Source organism: Lysinibacillus sp. FSL K6-4013 (assembly GCF_038630435.1).
GTDB classification, from domain to species: Bacteria; Bacillota; Bacilli; order Bacillales_A; family Planococcaceae; genus Lysinibacillus; species Lysinibacillus boronitolerans.
In genome coordinates this window covers 3829593-3842281 of record NZ_CP152031.1, presented here as the reverse complement: position 1 = coordinate 3842281, position 12689 = coordinate 3829593, and the positions used below count along the sequence as shown (strand labels likewise).

At 36.7% G+C, this 12689-nt stretch carries 15 protein-coding genes; 7 read left to right on the top strand and 8 right to left on the bottom strand.

Features of this window, described 5'->3' with window-relative positions; genetic code table 11:
- The first annotated feature begins 96 nt into the window (after positions 1–96).
- Positions 97–1401 (top strand): HAMP domain-containing methyl-accepting chemotaxis protein, encoded by a 1305-nt coding sequence (locus MHB39_RS19035; protein ID WP_036075847.1) that lies wholly within the window; start codon positions 97–99, stop codon positions 1399–1401.
- Positions 1402–1462: 61 nt separating this feature from the next.
- Here MHB39_RS19035 and MHB39_RS19030 read toward each other — a convergent pair whose 3' ends face one another.
- Complete coding sequence (locus MHB39_RS19030) at positions 1463–2443, bottom strand: peptidylprolyl isomerase (protein WP_342544958.1); 981 nt, start codon at positions 2441–2443, stop codon at positions 1463–1465.
- Positions 2444–2586: 143 nt separating this feature from the next.
- Between MHB39_RS19030 and MHB39_RS19025 the strand changes: the two genes are divergently transcribed.
- Entirely contained in the window at positions 2587–2691 is a 105-nt protein-coding gene (locus tag MHB39_RS19025; protein ID WP_004230765.1) for a YjcZ family sporulation protein, read from the top strand.
- Between the two features lie 243 nt (positions 2692–2934).
- On the opposite strand, the gene MHB39_RS19020 is transcribed toward MHB39_RS19025, so the two are convergent.
- The 6 genes from MHB39_RS19020 to MHB39_RS18995 all read right to left on the bottom strand — a co-directional run bounded on the left by MHB39_RS19020 (position 2935) and on the right by MHB39_RS18995 (position 6284).
- The gene (locus tag MHB39_RS19020; RefSeq protein ID WP_008173337.1) at positions 2935–3120 is read right to left on the bottom strand and encodes a hypothetical protein; all 186 of its coding nucleotides are present in this window, start codon (positions 3118–3120) and stop codon (positions 2935–2937) included.
- 70 nt (positions 3121–3190) lie between these two features.
- Positions 3191–3736 (bottom strand): DUF3267 domain-containing protein, encoded by a 546-nt coding sequence (locus MHB39_RS19015; RefSeq protein ID WP_036075845.1) that lies wholly within the window; start codon positions 3734–3736, stop codon positions 3191–3193.
- A gap of 202 nt (positions 3737–3938) precedes the next feature.
- Positions 3939–4499, bottom strand: a complete 561-nt coding sequence (locus MHB39_RS19010) for an HTH-type transcriptional regulator Hpr (protein WP_016992097.1) — start codon at positions 4497–4499, stop codon at positions 3939–3941.
- Positions 4500–4656: 157 nt separating this feature from the next.
- Positions 4657–5052 (bottom strand): YtxH domain-containing protein, encoded by a 396-nt coding sequence (locus tag MHB39_RS19005; RefSeq protein WP_016994893.1) that lies wholly within the window; start codon positions 5050–5052, stop codon positions 4657–4659.
- A gap of 133 nt (positions 5053–5185) precedes the next feature.
- Positions 5186–5722, bottom strand: a complete 537-nt coding sequence (locus tag MHB39_RS19000) for a tryptophan transporter (protein WP_016994892.1) — start codon at positions 5720–5722, stop codon at positions 5186–5188.
- 148 nt (positions 5723–5870) lie between these two features.
- On the bottom strand, positions 5871–6284 hold the full coding sequence (locus tag MHB39_RS18995; RefSeq protein WP_016994891.1) for an HIT family protein: 414 nt from the start codon (positions 6282–6284) through the stop codon (positions 5871–5873).
- Positions 6285–6388: 104 nt separating this feature from the next.
- Here MHB39_RS18995 and MHB39_RS18990 point away from each other — a divergent pair, with 104 nt between their 5' ends.
- Positions 6389–7138 (top strand): ABC transporter ATP-binding protein, encoded by a 750-nt coding sequence (locus MHB39_RS18990; RefSeq protein ID WP_066037077.1) that lies wholly within the window; start codon positions 6389–6391, stop codon positions 7136–7138.
- Complete coding sequence (locus MHB39_RS18985) at positions 7122–8303, top strand: ABC transporter permease (RefSeq protein ID WP_342544952.1); 1182 nt, start codon at positions 7122–7124, stop codon at positions 8301–8303. Before MHB39_RS18990 ends, MHB39_RS18985 begins: the two co-directional genes overlap by 17 nt.
- 72 nt (positions 8304–8375) lie before the next feature.
- Here MHB39_RS18985 and MHB39_RS18980 read toward each other — a convergent pair whose 3' ends face one another.
- Positions 8376–8891: an antibiotic biosynthesis monooxygenase gene (locus MHB39_RS18980; protein WP_016994889.1), complete on the bottom strand. Its 516-nt coding sequence runs from the start codon at positions 8889–8891 to the stop codon at positions 8376–8378.
- 233 nt (positions 8892–9124) lie between these two features.
- On the opposite strand from MHB39_RS18980, the gene hemE reads away from it, so the two are divergent.
- The 3 genes from hemE (at position 9125) to hemY (ending at position 12686) form a co-directional block, all read left to right on the top strand.
- Positions 9125–10177, top strand: coding sequence for a uroporphyrinogen decarboxylase (gene hemE, locus MHB39_RS18975; RefSeq protein ID WP_016994888.1), 1053 nt, complete (start codon positions 9125–9127; stop codon positions 10175–10177).
- 152 nt (positions 10178–10329) lie between these two features.
- Positions 10330–11250 (top strand): ferrochelatase, encoded by a 921-nt coding sequence (gene hemH, locus MHB39_RS18970; RefSeq protein ID WP_339280322.1) that lies wholly within the window; start codon positions 10330–10332, stop codon positions 11248–11250.
- Between the two features lie 14 nt (positions 11251–11264).
- On the top strand, positions 11265–12686 hold the full coding sequence (gene hemY / locus MHB39_RS18965; RefSeq protein WP_258859082.1) for a protoporphyrinogen oxidase: 1422 nt from the start codon (positions 11265–11267) through the stop codon (positions 12684–12686).
- Positions 12687–12689: the final 3 nt, after the last annotated feature.

The following is a 12689-nucleotide window of genomic DNA, read 5'->3' as shown; positions in this document are numbered from 1 at the left end:
AAGTATTCATATATTTATTTGTAGTGCCTAACTATTGTACCAATGTGAATATTTATTTTAGAATAGAGAGAGAAATTATAGGAATGGGGAAAAGTAATGGATACAGAGGGACTTTTTTCACGGAAAATTAAGTTTTGGAAAAGTTTAATTTTCAAAATGATATTAGCAATTGGCATAAGCTTGTTTATTAGCTCCCATATTTCAGAATTTGTTAGTCGTCAATTCGAGAAAGTAGTGCATTTAAATGGTAGTGCAGGGGTTGTCATCAATACATTTATTTCGTTATTTATCGGCACAGTAATTATTTCGTTATGTACAAGGTATATCGTCTTAAGGCGTGTAAAGCGTGTGTTAAATGCTATGACACTGGCTGCTGATGGCGATTTAACTGTTCGCATTGATGATCGATTGAAAGATGAAATTGGTCAATTATCTACTGAATTTAATCATATGTTAGAGCAAATTGGCACGGTCATTGAAAAGACGAATAAAGCATCGACAGATGTATCAGCCTTTACAAAGGAATTTACAACGATTACCGAGCAAAGCAGTCAAACAGTTGAAACTATCTCCAGTGCCATTGGGGAAATTGCCTCCAGTGCAGAAGGACAATTAAGGCAAATGGATTTATTATCTGAATCGGCACATTTAATCACTAAAGATATGGATCATGCATCTTCTGCTGTACAGGCAGTGGCCTCAATAGCGAATGAAACGAACCAAAAGGCTGATTTAGGATTACAGTTAATTGAGCAAACGATTGAGAAAATGAATACCATTAATGAATCTGTTCATCAATCAACCGAAGTTGTGAATGCTTTAGGTGAAAAATCAAAGGAAATTAGTACGATTGTAGCGCTGATTACAAGTATTACAGATCAAACAAACCTGCTTGCATTGAATGCATCTATTGAAGCAGCTCGTGCAGGAGAGGCTGGAAAAGGCTTTGCAGTAGTGGCAGATGAAGTAAGAAAGCTAGCAGAGGAATCTGGAAAAGCTGCAGATAATATTCGAACATTGGTGGATGATATTTTAAACCAAACCTCCAGTGCTGTTTATGCTATTAATAGTGGGACGCAGTTTGTGGAGGAAGGGCGTGAATCTGTTGAACAGACAGGCGATACCTTTAAAAATATAGTCGTAGATTTGCAACAGATAAGTCATCGTACAAAGGAAGTAAAGGATATTGTCTTGCGTGTCAATGAGAAAACAAGTCAAACAGATGAGGCTGTAAAAGAAGTCGTTGGCATAGCGAATGGCACATCTTCAGGCATACAGCATATTGCTTTATCAATTGAGCAGCAAAGTGCCTCTAATGAGGAAATAGCAAGTGCTGCAAATGTTCTTCAAACAATGTCAAACGACCTACAAACTGAAATTAGCCAATTTAAAGTAAAATAGAGAAGAAAAAGAAGCATCTGATATATCAGGTGCTTCTTTTTTGTATAGACTCGTCTCTAAGTTATTTAGATTCCTTGTCAGTATCTTTTGCTTTATCTTCGGAATCCTCTTTTGGCGCATTTTCTTCAGCCTTTTTAGCTGCTTCTTCAGCTGCTTTTGCTTGTTCTTCACTTGTTGTTGTAAAGAATTTAAGTGATTCTTTTAAATCTTTATCAGATGTTTTTACATCTGCATCTTTAGCCATCTTTGCAACAATATCTTTAAGAATCGTTTGAGCTTCGCCAGTTTGGTTCAGTTTACTTAACATAGTTGAACGAATGTTTTCTTCTTCGTCTTTAAATGAACCTACGCCTTTTACATCACGCTTGTCCGTAATTTCAATTACGTGGTAACCAAAGCTAGATTTTACTGGTTCACTTAATGTATTTAATTCAAGAGCATAAGCAGCATCGTTAAACTCGTCAACCATTGAACCTACAGAGAACCATCCAAGCTTTCCACCTTTTTGAGCAGAACCAGTATCTGTTGAGTACTCTTTTGCAACGTCCTCAAACTTAGCGCCACCCTTAATTTTTGCAATCACTTCTTTTGCTGTTTTTTCATCTGCTACTAAAATATGACGACCATTTAGTTCTGTTTTCATTTGCTCGTAGTATTTTTTCACATCATCTTCTTTAATTGCTTGATCTTTTAAAGCTTTTTCTTGAAGAAGTTGAACACGTAAAGAATCTTTAAAGCCCTGTTCAGTTAAGCCACTTTCAGCAAGCGCTTGTGAAAAGCCATCACCAAATTGTGATGCAGTAGTGTCATAAGCTTCTTTGATTTCTTTATCTGTTACTTCATATTTGTCAGCTAAAACTTTTTCAGTCACCATTTGCTGCATTACATATGAGCCTGTTAAAGCTTTTGCCTTTTCATTAAAATCAGCTACTGAAATATCGCCCACTTTAGAAGTAACGATTGCTTTGCTGTCTCCGCCGCTACAAGCACCAAGCGCTAATACAGATGCAGCTAGAGTTAAAGATAAAACTGTCTTTTTCATAGTGGATATTCTCTCCTAACATGGTTTCGTCCATTTTTTACTATAACATAAACGATTTAAAAACAAAATGGTTCCCCCTTGAGTATTGCCTATATTTCAAATTTTGAAGCGCATAGGATATAGAAAAGAAAGGGGGTGAAGTTATGGGCAACGGAGGATACGGTGGCGGTGGCTACGGCTCAGGCTTTGCTTTATTAGTTGTGTTATTTATTTTATTAATTATCGTTGGTGCAGCGTTCCTATACTAATTAATAAAACAGCGAAAAGCTAAGAGCTTTAACTCTTAGCTTTTCTTGACAATGTAGGCATTCGCGCCGCATGCCTTAGATTCTAAACAATTTAATTGATTAGTAAAAGTTGTTGCATGGGGGGCTCGACTTATCTTCGAGCGTGCGGACGGGCGCGGATGTCACATGTTTTTGAAAGGAGCTTTTCAAAAAAAGCCAGAAAAAATTAGATTCCATTACGCCGAGGCGTAATGGATTTTTCTGCTATACTGCATATAAAATTTCAATGTAGAATGAGACAAGTAGGATAGTAATAAGTATATTTATAGTTCGGAATATTTTTGGTTGGTTTTCTTCGGGAATTTCACGTCGCATGCATAGAGCATAGGTCATGCGATTAATTTGAAATAAATAGAATACCGAGAATAGAACTACAATCATTAATAGCAAGTCTATTCCTCCCCTCTTTCAATAGTAATAGCATAACAAAGAACGTCAATAAAAAACAAGTACAAGCAATTTAGTGAACGGTCGGTGGAACTAAAATTTCATAGCCTTTAGGTGTTTCTTCTATTTGCGAATTTTTAGGTGAATTCAATAGATATTTCACGTAAAGGATATCAATCAGACATAGACTACAGTGATAGGCTAACAGCAATGTCCCATAATGGGTATAGGCTGGTAAAAGCCATGTTCCAACTATAATACTAGTATTTAGAACGATAAAAGGCGTAAGTAATGCTAAGATGTATCGATTTTTAGATAAAGGCTCTCGAATTCGCATGTGTAAAACAGGAATTATATAAAACTGACTACGTACGCGTAATTTTAAATGCTGGCGTAAATCAAATAGAGCCACAAAGTGCAAAAATTTATGAATGGGATAAAGTGTTAGCACAGCTATTACAAAGAGCCAGAATAGTCGATCTGTATAATGCTCTTCATTGAATAAATTAAACGTTACATACGAAACAGAAAAGACCACTAAAAAAGTAATGACACCCATTATAATAATACGCGTAGTACCGTAATGATGTTCTAAATTTAAAATTTTCCAGCAATGCATGGTTTTTTATCAACTCCGAAATAGGAAGTGTCCTATTTAATGTAAATTGAATTATGTTAGAATGCAAGAAAAAGGAGGCACTTCAGAAATATTTCTGAAATACCTCCTTCACATGACTCATTCCTGAATGAACAGTATAACTCATTTTTGTTCAACTTATAAATAATTGCAGGAAAAATTATGTGCAGTTTGAAGCTTCGTCTTATCCTTTTACAGGTGTGCGTTCTTCTAGCGTGTCAAAGGAATCACGGAAATGTTGGAAAGAGCGTTCGAAAATATCGATGAAATCCTCACCATAGATATTGCGAATAACAGCCATTACATCTAAAAAATCAGGGAAACGGCCGTATAAATCTTTTAATGCTAATGACCCTTCAAGTACAGAATGGTACGTATTATGGTAGTTTTTATTCATCTCTACAATGAGCTCTGTGCCGGCTTCTGTAAGCTCAACATACGTATTACGTTTATCGTCATCACGCTTGGAAAACTTAAGAAAGCCACGCTCTTCTAATTTTTTGGAGAAATTAAATGCTGTAGAAACATGCATAACGCCAAATTTCGCAACATCAGAAATGGAAGCACCTTTTAAATGGTATGAAATCCATAAAATATGGTGTTCATTAATATTTAAATCATAAGGTTTAATCCATTGTTGCCAATCCTTTTCAACCGCTTTCCACAGCGCTTTTGATAACTGTGCGATTCTTTGACTATAAAGCATCGCTTCTTTTTGTGTATATAATTCCTCTGACAAAGCCATCACCTACTGCTTTCTTTCACATTTTTAAAAATATTATAGCAGTAAAGAAAAAAAGTTTAAAGTTAGAAAAATTAAAAAATTGAAAAGTGGTTAAAAAATAATATTATAGCAATAGTTTTTGGTAAAAAAATAGATTATCCGACTGTGAATAAGGACTTTAGTCGCTAACTTTTTCTTGAGGTTTTTTCTTGTTTTCCGTAATTTGTGCAATGTTTTTCTCGATTTCGCTTATCGAATTCTGTAAAGCATCTAATTCTTGTTGCAAATTATTTTTCGTTGGTTCGATTTCTTCAGTAAAAGTCGTAATTGTTTGCTTTAAATCATTTATTATTTGTGGGATATTATTTTTTACTTCATTTGTTAGTGTATTAACAGATTGTTTTACAGTTCCTACTTGTTGTTTTACATCAAGGAGCATACCTTTTGTTTGGTAAACATTTTGTCTAACAGAAGCACGTAGCTGTTGCCCAGATTGCGGCGTTGAGAAAAGCACAGCAATTGTCCCGCCGATAATTCCTGTTGTTAGTCCTAGTAAAAATGGTTTTGCTTTCATATTAGATACCTCATTTCTAGTCATGTTTATTTACTATTAAACCATGAAATGCATAAATACAAAAAGAAAAAAGAAACTAAACGAGTGATTTGGCCATCACAGTTTAGTTTCTTTGGATTATTTAAGTGTTTATTTATGATATTTGAGAAATAGCTGTATTGAACTTGGAGCGCTTCACTAATTTTGAAACAATTGGATATATCACTGCAAAAGCAACAACGTTAAATACGACAGCTGGAAGGACAACGCCAATAAATAGCATCGCAAACGTTGCACCAACATTTGCATTGAATACAAAAAGTGCAACTGCTAAAAAGACAGTTCCTGAAAGAATCGTTCCCAAACCAACTAATACAGCAGATACGGCGAAGTGACCTGCCAGTTTTTTGAGAATGAGTAAAGCAGCTAAAAATACAAAACCAGTAACAGCTTTATCAATAATATTTGGAACAAGACCTGCTGGGAATGTTGTAAATAAACCTGAAAGTACCCCTGTTGAAAGAGAAAGTAGGAACGTTTCTTTCACTGTTGGGAATAATAAAATACCAATAAACATCATGGTTAACATAAAATCAGGCTTCATCCCATTCACCATTCCTGGTGTAACCACGTAAAGAGCAGCACCGACACCTACTAACAGTGCCATTAATACTAAATTCTTTGTATTCATTTGAATCTCTCCTCGACTATGCTAATCTATTTGTCTCCTAGCGTGTCCTCTTGACCGCTAGCGAAACTTATTTGTGATTGTACGCTAAATTTTAAAAATTTGCAATACAGCATTCTGAACATTCAGATGTTAATATATTACAAATGGCTTATAGATTGGCTTTAATACTTTCTGCTACTTCTGCCAACTGCTCTGGTGCGTATGTTTGTGTTTGCCAAATTAAGCCTAGCCCTTCTTTTTCATCGTAACGCGGAATAAAATGTAAGTGGTAGTGGAAAACAGTTTGTCCAGCAGCAGCACCGTTGTTATTAATTGTATTCAAACCAATTGGCTGAAACGCTGCTTTAATAGCATTCGCGATTTTTGGTGCAACAGCATATAAATGACGTGCTACTTCCTCTGGCATTTCGAATAGATCCTGGCAGTGATGCTTAGGAATTAATAGTGTGTGTCCTTTTGCAACAGGTGAAATGTCCGTGAATGCATAGACATGATCGTCTTCATAAATTTTTGTGCTTGGAATTGATCCGTCAATAATTTTGCAAAATAGGCAATCGCTCATAAGAATTTCCCCCTTAACGTATATGTAAGTACATTCTATCATACTCAAACCTGTATCATTTGCTAATTTTTGATAAAATATAATTCAAGAAGAGGAGTGAGGATATGTCAGTATTAGAGGTACAGCATGTGACAGGTGGTTATACAAGAAAACCTGTTATTAAAGATCTATCTTTTACGATTGGAGAAGGTGAACTAGTTGGCTTAATCGGCTTAAATGGAGCTGGGAAAAGTACAACGATTAAACATATTATAGGAACAATGTTGCCAAAGGAAGGTGACATTCGTTTAAATGGTGTAACATTAAAGGAAGATACGGACAAGTATCGTACAGCTTTTTCTTATATTCCTGAAACCCCTGTATTGTACGATGAGCTAACATTAAGAGAGCATTTAGAATTAACTGCAATGGCTTACGGTATTGACAAAGCAACACTCGATGCTCGTTCTGAGGTACTGTTAAAAGAATTTCGAATGGAGAAAAGATTAAATTGGTTCCCTTCACATTTTTCAAAGGGAATGCGTCAAAAAGTTATGATTATGTGTGCCTTTTTAGTGAATCCAAGTCTATATATTATTGATGAACCTTTTGTGGGATTGGATCCATTAGGTATTCAATCGTTATTAGATCAAATGGATGAAAAGAAAAAAGAAGGCGCTTCTATATTAATGTCTACACATATTCTATCAACAGCTGAAAAGCATTGTGATCGCATTATCTTATTGCATGAAGGAAGAGTTCGAGCACAAGGAACAATGGCTGATTTACGTCAATCATTTGCTATGCCGTATGCGACATTAGATGACCTCTATATTGCTATGACAAAGGAGCGGGACCATGAAGAACTTGCGTGATGTATGGTCCTCTCGCTTCATGCATTATATAGGAGAAGTACAAAAATATATGCAATTTATTTTTACAGGGCATATTGCTATCGTACTTGTATTTCTAATAGGAGCAGGGGGCTATCAATATAGCGAATGGCTGAAAGTTGTTCAAACAGACTTTCCAGCAGAAGTCCTGATAGCTGTTATCATCGGGATTTTATTGGCCTTTAGCCGTCCGACTACATTGTTGAGAGAGCCAGATCAAGTATACTTATTACCTTTAGAATCAAAGATGTCTTTGTACTTCAGCAAGGCGTTGGCTTGGACGTTTTGGTCTCAGGTGTGGATTGTAGCGATTGTCTATATTGTTAGTATCCCTTTATTAAAAGCCGTGACTGAATTAACAACGGTCGAAATATGGACAATATTTTTACTTACTATTGTGTTGAAATATCTAAGTGTTCGAGGAGAATTCAGCTATCGTTATAGTGAACGAGGGCAGATGGTTTGGGTGGATAGGTTTATTCGAGCTGTCATTTTTGCAGCTGCTATTTATATGGGGCTCCATGCACAGTTGTTATTAGCAGTAATCGCGACAGTTATTAGTGTTATTTATATGATAGTCTTTAGTAAAAAATCAGTTGGTGAACCAGTGCCGTATGAGCATTTTGTCAAGCTTGAACAGAATCGTATGATGAGCTTCTATCGTTTTGCAAATTATTTTACAGACGTACCTCATTTACACGGTAGCATTCGGCGTCGAAGCTGGATGGACTGGCTCTATAAATTTGTACCATATGGTAAGGAAAATGCTCAAAAGTACTTGGTATTTCGTACCTTTATTCGAACAGATGACCATTTCTATTTATGGGTACGCCTTACTGCTATTTCAGCAATCATTGCAGCATTTGTAGATATTCCTGTCGTTACATGGATTGTAGCAGGTGCACTCAGCTTTGCGACAACTATTCAGTTAAAACAAGCTCTGTTATCCAGCGGCGAATTTCGAATGGACATGCTCTATCCGTTACCAGATCATGCTCGTCAACTAGCTGTGAAGCAAATTGTGCGTTTAGCAATGATTACTCAAGCCATTATTGTAGGTTTGTGCGCCATTACACAGCCGATGTTTTATATAGCCGTTATTATAGTTTTGGTGATTAGTGAATTAACAGCCAAAATGTCCAAATGAAGAGGCTATAGCTGACAAATTGAAAAGCTCATTTTCCAATGCAAACATTCGGAAAATGAGCTTTTATATTAGCTACTCAATATCTTCTTTTGGTATTGCATTGTAAGTTGTGACATAAGAAGCTGCTGAAAAGATATTTTGCTGGCGTACGGCCGTTGAGTCATCTGTTTTAGCATGAGCTGATTCAAATGCTTTCGAGCTTTTCCAAGCTTCAAATGAATGTGGTCCATTCCATTGAGTCATGACAATATAAGTCTCACTCTTGATTGGACGTAATAAACGAAATGCAACAAAGCCAGGCTCATTTTCAATAGCGCGTGATCGTTCTAAAAAGCGGTGCTCGAAAACTGGCCGTCCTTCATCTGTTACAGGAATATTATTGAAAACAAAGAAACCACGTTCCTCTAAATCATTTACTGCATCCAGCACTTCAAATTTACGGGGTGTCGCAAATACTGTTTTTCCTTCGGTTTCATGTATCAGTACAGAGTTTCCTTCCCCATGAATTAAAATCATATGCTCATTAGGATACTTATTTTTTACCTGCTCCAAAAAATCACCAGTACCAGAAGTTAAATAAATATACATGAATTTATCCTCCTTATGAATCTTACTAATATAGCGTGATTATACCCTTTCTGGTGTAAGTCTAACGCTCCGTTCAAAAAGAATATGTCGAGAAAGAACAATTTTATGACATTTCACTAGGAAAACTATACAATAACAGAGGAAGCGTTTACTATTGGAAACGGATATCAATAATAAAGGAATAAACAAGCGATTTTTTATAGTAAGAATTTAACGAGGGGAAGGAATTATTCATGACAACTTTTAATGATACACTTCTACGTGCTGCACGTGGAGAAAGGACCGCACATACACCTGTTTGGTATATGCGTCAGGCAGGACGTTCTCAGCCAGAATACCGTGCAATTAAAGAAAAGTATTCCTTAGAGGAAATTACACATCAACCAGAGCTATGTGCGTATGTCACTCGTCTACCTGTAGAGAATTACAATGTGGATGCTGCAATTTTATATAAAGATATTGTCACACCTCTCCCTGGAATCGGGATAGATGTGAAAATTAAGGCAGGTGTTGGTCCTGTTATTTCTAATCCTATTCGGTCAGTAGCAGATGTAGAAAAATTAGGTGAATTCAATGCCAAAGAGCATACACCATTTGTTTTAGAGACAATCAAGTTACTTGCAGAAGAGCAATTGAATGTGCCTTTAATCGGCTTTGCTGGAGCCCCATTTACACTTGCAAGCTACATGATTGAAGGTGGTCCTTCAAGAAACTATAATAAAACAAAGTCATTTATGGTATCTGAACCTCAAGCTTGGTTTGCTTTAATGGATAAACTCGCTGACATGATTATTGCAGATGTAACGGCTCAAATTAAAGCTGGTGCAAAAGCTATCCAAGTGTTCGACTCATGGGTTGGAGCCTTAAATGTAGAGGATTACCGTGTATTTATTAAACCGATTATGACTCGTATTTTTGCAGAGTTGCAAAAAGAAAATGTACCACTAATTCAATTTGGAGTTGGTGCTAGCCATTTGGCAAAAGAATGGAATGATTTACCGATTGATGTTGTGGGCTTAGACTGGCGTTTACCTATTAAAGACGCGCGTGCCAATGGTATTACAAAACCTGTACAAGGAAACTTAGATCCATCCCTATTACTTGCAGATTGGTCAATTATTGAAAAACGAACAAAAGATATTATCGATCAAGGTCTAGAAATGCCAGGTCATATCTTTAATCTAGGCCATGGTGTTTTCCCAGAGGTTGACCCGGATGTCTTAAAACGTCTTACAACGCTTATTCATGAATATAGTGCTCAACAAATTCATGCTCGTTCTTTATAGAAGTCAATCAAATGTGAATAATATGTCCTTTTCTATATAGGGAATTTTAATTTCAATGTAGAAAAGGAGCTGTCCAATAATCAAGATTGGGCAGCTTCTTTTTATCACATAATGTATGAAAACATAAAACAATTTTAGAGGTGAAAAGGGTAATGAAAGAAGTTAAAGGCTTACTAGTAATGGCATACGGAACACCTTATAAAGAAGAAGATATTGAACCTTACTATACGCATATTCGTCATGGACGTAAACCTTCTGCAGAGCATTTAGAAGATTTACGTAGCCGCTATGAAGCAATCGGTGGTTTATCTCCATTAGCTGCGGCAACAGAAGCACAAGCTGAAGCATTATGTGCACGTTTGAACGAAGTACAGGATGCTGTAGAATATAAATTGTTTATTGGTTTAAAACATATTCATCCATTTATAGAAGATGCAGTTGAGCAAATGGTAGCAGAGGGCATAAAAGAAGCGGTTTCTATTGTTTTAGCTCCTCATTTCTCTACTTTCTCTATTAAGTCTTATAATGGTCGTGCTGAAGAGGCAGCAGGAGGTCGCTTAAAGATTACTTCTGTAGAATCTTGGTATGACGAGCCGAAATTCATTGAGTACTGGAAACAACAAGTGAATGAGACATTCAATGCAATGTCAGAAGAAGAACGTGAAACAGCTTGTCTAATTGTGTCAGCACATTCATTGCCTGAAAAAATTAAAAACTTAGGTGATCCATATGAAGATCAACTTATTGAAACAGCTCGTCTTATTCAAGCTGCGACAGGTTTAAAAAATGTAGAGGTTGGCTGGCAATCAGCAGGCCAAACACCAGAGCCTTGGATTGGTCCAGATGTTCAAGACTTGACACGTGAGCTATTTGAAGAAAAAGGCTTCCGTTCATTTGTTTATACACCAGTAGGTTTTGTAACAGAGCATTTAGAAGTGTTGTATGACAACGATTTTGAATGTAAAGTTGTTTGTGATGAACTTGGTGCAAAATACTATCGTCCAGCAATGCCAAATACACACCCATTATTTATTGATGCGATGGTAGAGGCGATTCATAAAAAATTAAGCTAAGCGAAAAGAAAGTGATGATGTTGGTGACTCAGAAAAGACGAAAGGTAGTTGTCGTAGGCGGTGGCATTACAGGCCTTACAGCTGCGTTCTATATGCAAAAAGAAGCAAGCGCAAAAGAATTGCCATTAGATATCGTACTTGTCGAGTCGTCATTACGTCTTGGCGGAAAAATTCAAACTCTAAGAAAAGATGGCTTTATTATTGAGCGTGGGCCAGAATCTTTTTTTGATCGTGAAAATTATGTCAATGCTTTAGCAAAGGATCTCGGGATCGAACAGAAACTATTAACAAGTAATGCGGGGCCAAACTATGTTGCTGTTGGTAGTCAGTTATACCCAATACCTAGTCATCTCCTATCAGGAGAGACACCCCATATCTCTTCATTTATAACGTCAGGCTTGTTTTCACTTAGTGGTAAAGTTCGTGCGGCGGGGGACTTTTTCATTCCCCGTTCTACACAGGATGACGATCAACCATTAGGAGCGTTTTTTAGAAGAAGATTTGGTGCGGAGGTTGTGGAAAATCTAGTAGAGCCCTTACTAGCGGGTACATTTGCAGGGGATATTGAGCAATTAAGTATGAGTTCAACATTCCCACAGCTTTATAGTTTAGAACAAAAATATCGTAGTTTGCTGATTGGTATGAAGAAGTCAGGAACGAATTTCTTAAGCAATCATCAGATAGCTGAAAATAAAGGAATCTTTCAAACCTTTAGCAATGGCCTAGAAACACTCATCGAAAGTATAGAAGAATCACTACTTCCGGGGACCGTGATGAAGGGTGTCAAAGTAGAGGAAATAGAGCATGGTAAGGATGGCTCAGTTCAGGTGATGCTCAATAATTTCTCGCATATCAAAGCGGATGCTGTTATTATTGCTACCCCTTTTAATATGGCTGAAAAAATGTTTAGCAAGCTAAGTATATTACATGAATTGGGGACAATGAAGGCTGCGACTATTGCTACCGTTACAATGGCCTTTAAAAAGGAACAGCTCGGTGATTTAGATGCTCTTTCTTTTTATGTCTCTAGAAATAGTGATTTTTCGATTACTTCTTGTACTTGGATGAATCGAAAATGGCCAGGTACTTCACCAGAGGATTATGTATTATTACGTAGTTATATTGGTCGAGTGGGCGACGAAGCGATTGTGGCTTTATCGGATACGGAGATTGAAAAAACTGTGCTTCAGGATTTAAAGAAAACGATTGGTATCGATGGCGAACCTATTACAACTGTTGTAACACGTTGGAAAAATGCGATGCCACAATATACAGTTGGACACGAGGCGAAAGTCCTTCGTATCAAGCAGGAACTACAAGAACATTTTCCAACAGTAAAGCTAGCAGGAAGCTCGTTTGAAGGGATATCGATTCCAGAGTGTGTGCAGCAAGGTAAACAGGTTGCAAATGAAGTATTAATGGAAATCTTCAAGTAATAC

Coding starts and splice junctions, on each gene's coding strand:
- MHB39_RS18985 (WP_342544952.1), top strand. CDS start 7,122: ATGAAGAACTTGCGTGATGTATGGTCCTCTCGCTTCATGCATTATATA.
- MHB39_RS19005 (WP_016994893.1), bottom strand. CDS start 5,052: ATGAAAGCAAAACCATTTTTACTAGGACTAACAACAGGAATTATCGGC.
- MHB39_RS18995 (WP_016994891.1), bottom strand. CDS start 6,284: ATGAGCGATTGCCTATTTTGCAAAATTATTGACGGATCAATTCCAAGC.
- MHB39_RS19015 (WP_036075845.1), bottom strand. CDS start 3,736: ATGCATTGCTGGAAAATTTTAAATTTAGAACATCATTACGGTACTACG.
- hemY (WP_258859082.1), top strand. CDS start 11,265: ATGATGTTGGTGACTCAGAAAAGACGAAAGGTAGTTGTCGTAGGCGGT.
- MHB39_RS19035 (WP_036075847.1), top strand. CDS start 97: ATGGATACAGAGGGACTTTTTTCACGGAAAATTAAGTTTTGGAAAAGT.
- MHB39_RS19030 (WP_342544958.1), bottom strand. CDS start 2,443: ATGAAAAAGACAGTTTTATCTTTAACTCTAGCTGCATCTGTATTAGCG.
- MHB39_RS18990 (WP_066037077.1), top strand. CDS start 6,389: ATGTCAGTATTAGAGGTACAGCATGTGACAGGTGGTTATACAAGAAAA.
- hemE (WP_016994888.1), top strand. CDS start 9,125: ATGACAACTTTTAATGATACACTTCTACGTGCTGCACGTGGAGAAAGG.
- MHB39_RS19025 (WP_004230765.1), top strand. CDS start 2,587: ATGGGCAACGGAGGATACGGTGGCGGTGGCTACGGCTCAGGCTTTGCT.
- MHB39_RS18980 (WP_016994889.1), bottom strand. CDS start 8,891: ATGTATATTTATTTAACTTCTGGTACTGGTGATTTTTTGGAGCAGGTA.
- MHB39_RS19000 (WP_016994892.1), bottom strand. CDS start 5,722: ATGAATACAAAGAATTTAGTATTAATGGCACTGTTAGTAGGTGTCGGT.
- hemH (WP_339280322.1), top strand. CDS start 10,330: ATGAAAGAAGTTAAAGGCTTACTAGTAATGGCATACGGAACACCTTAT.
- MHB39_RS19010 (WP_016992097.1), bottom strand. CDS start 4,499: ATGGCTTTGTCAGAGGAATTATATACACAAAAAGAAGCGATGCTTTAT.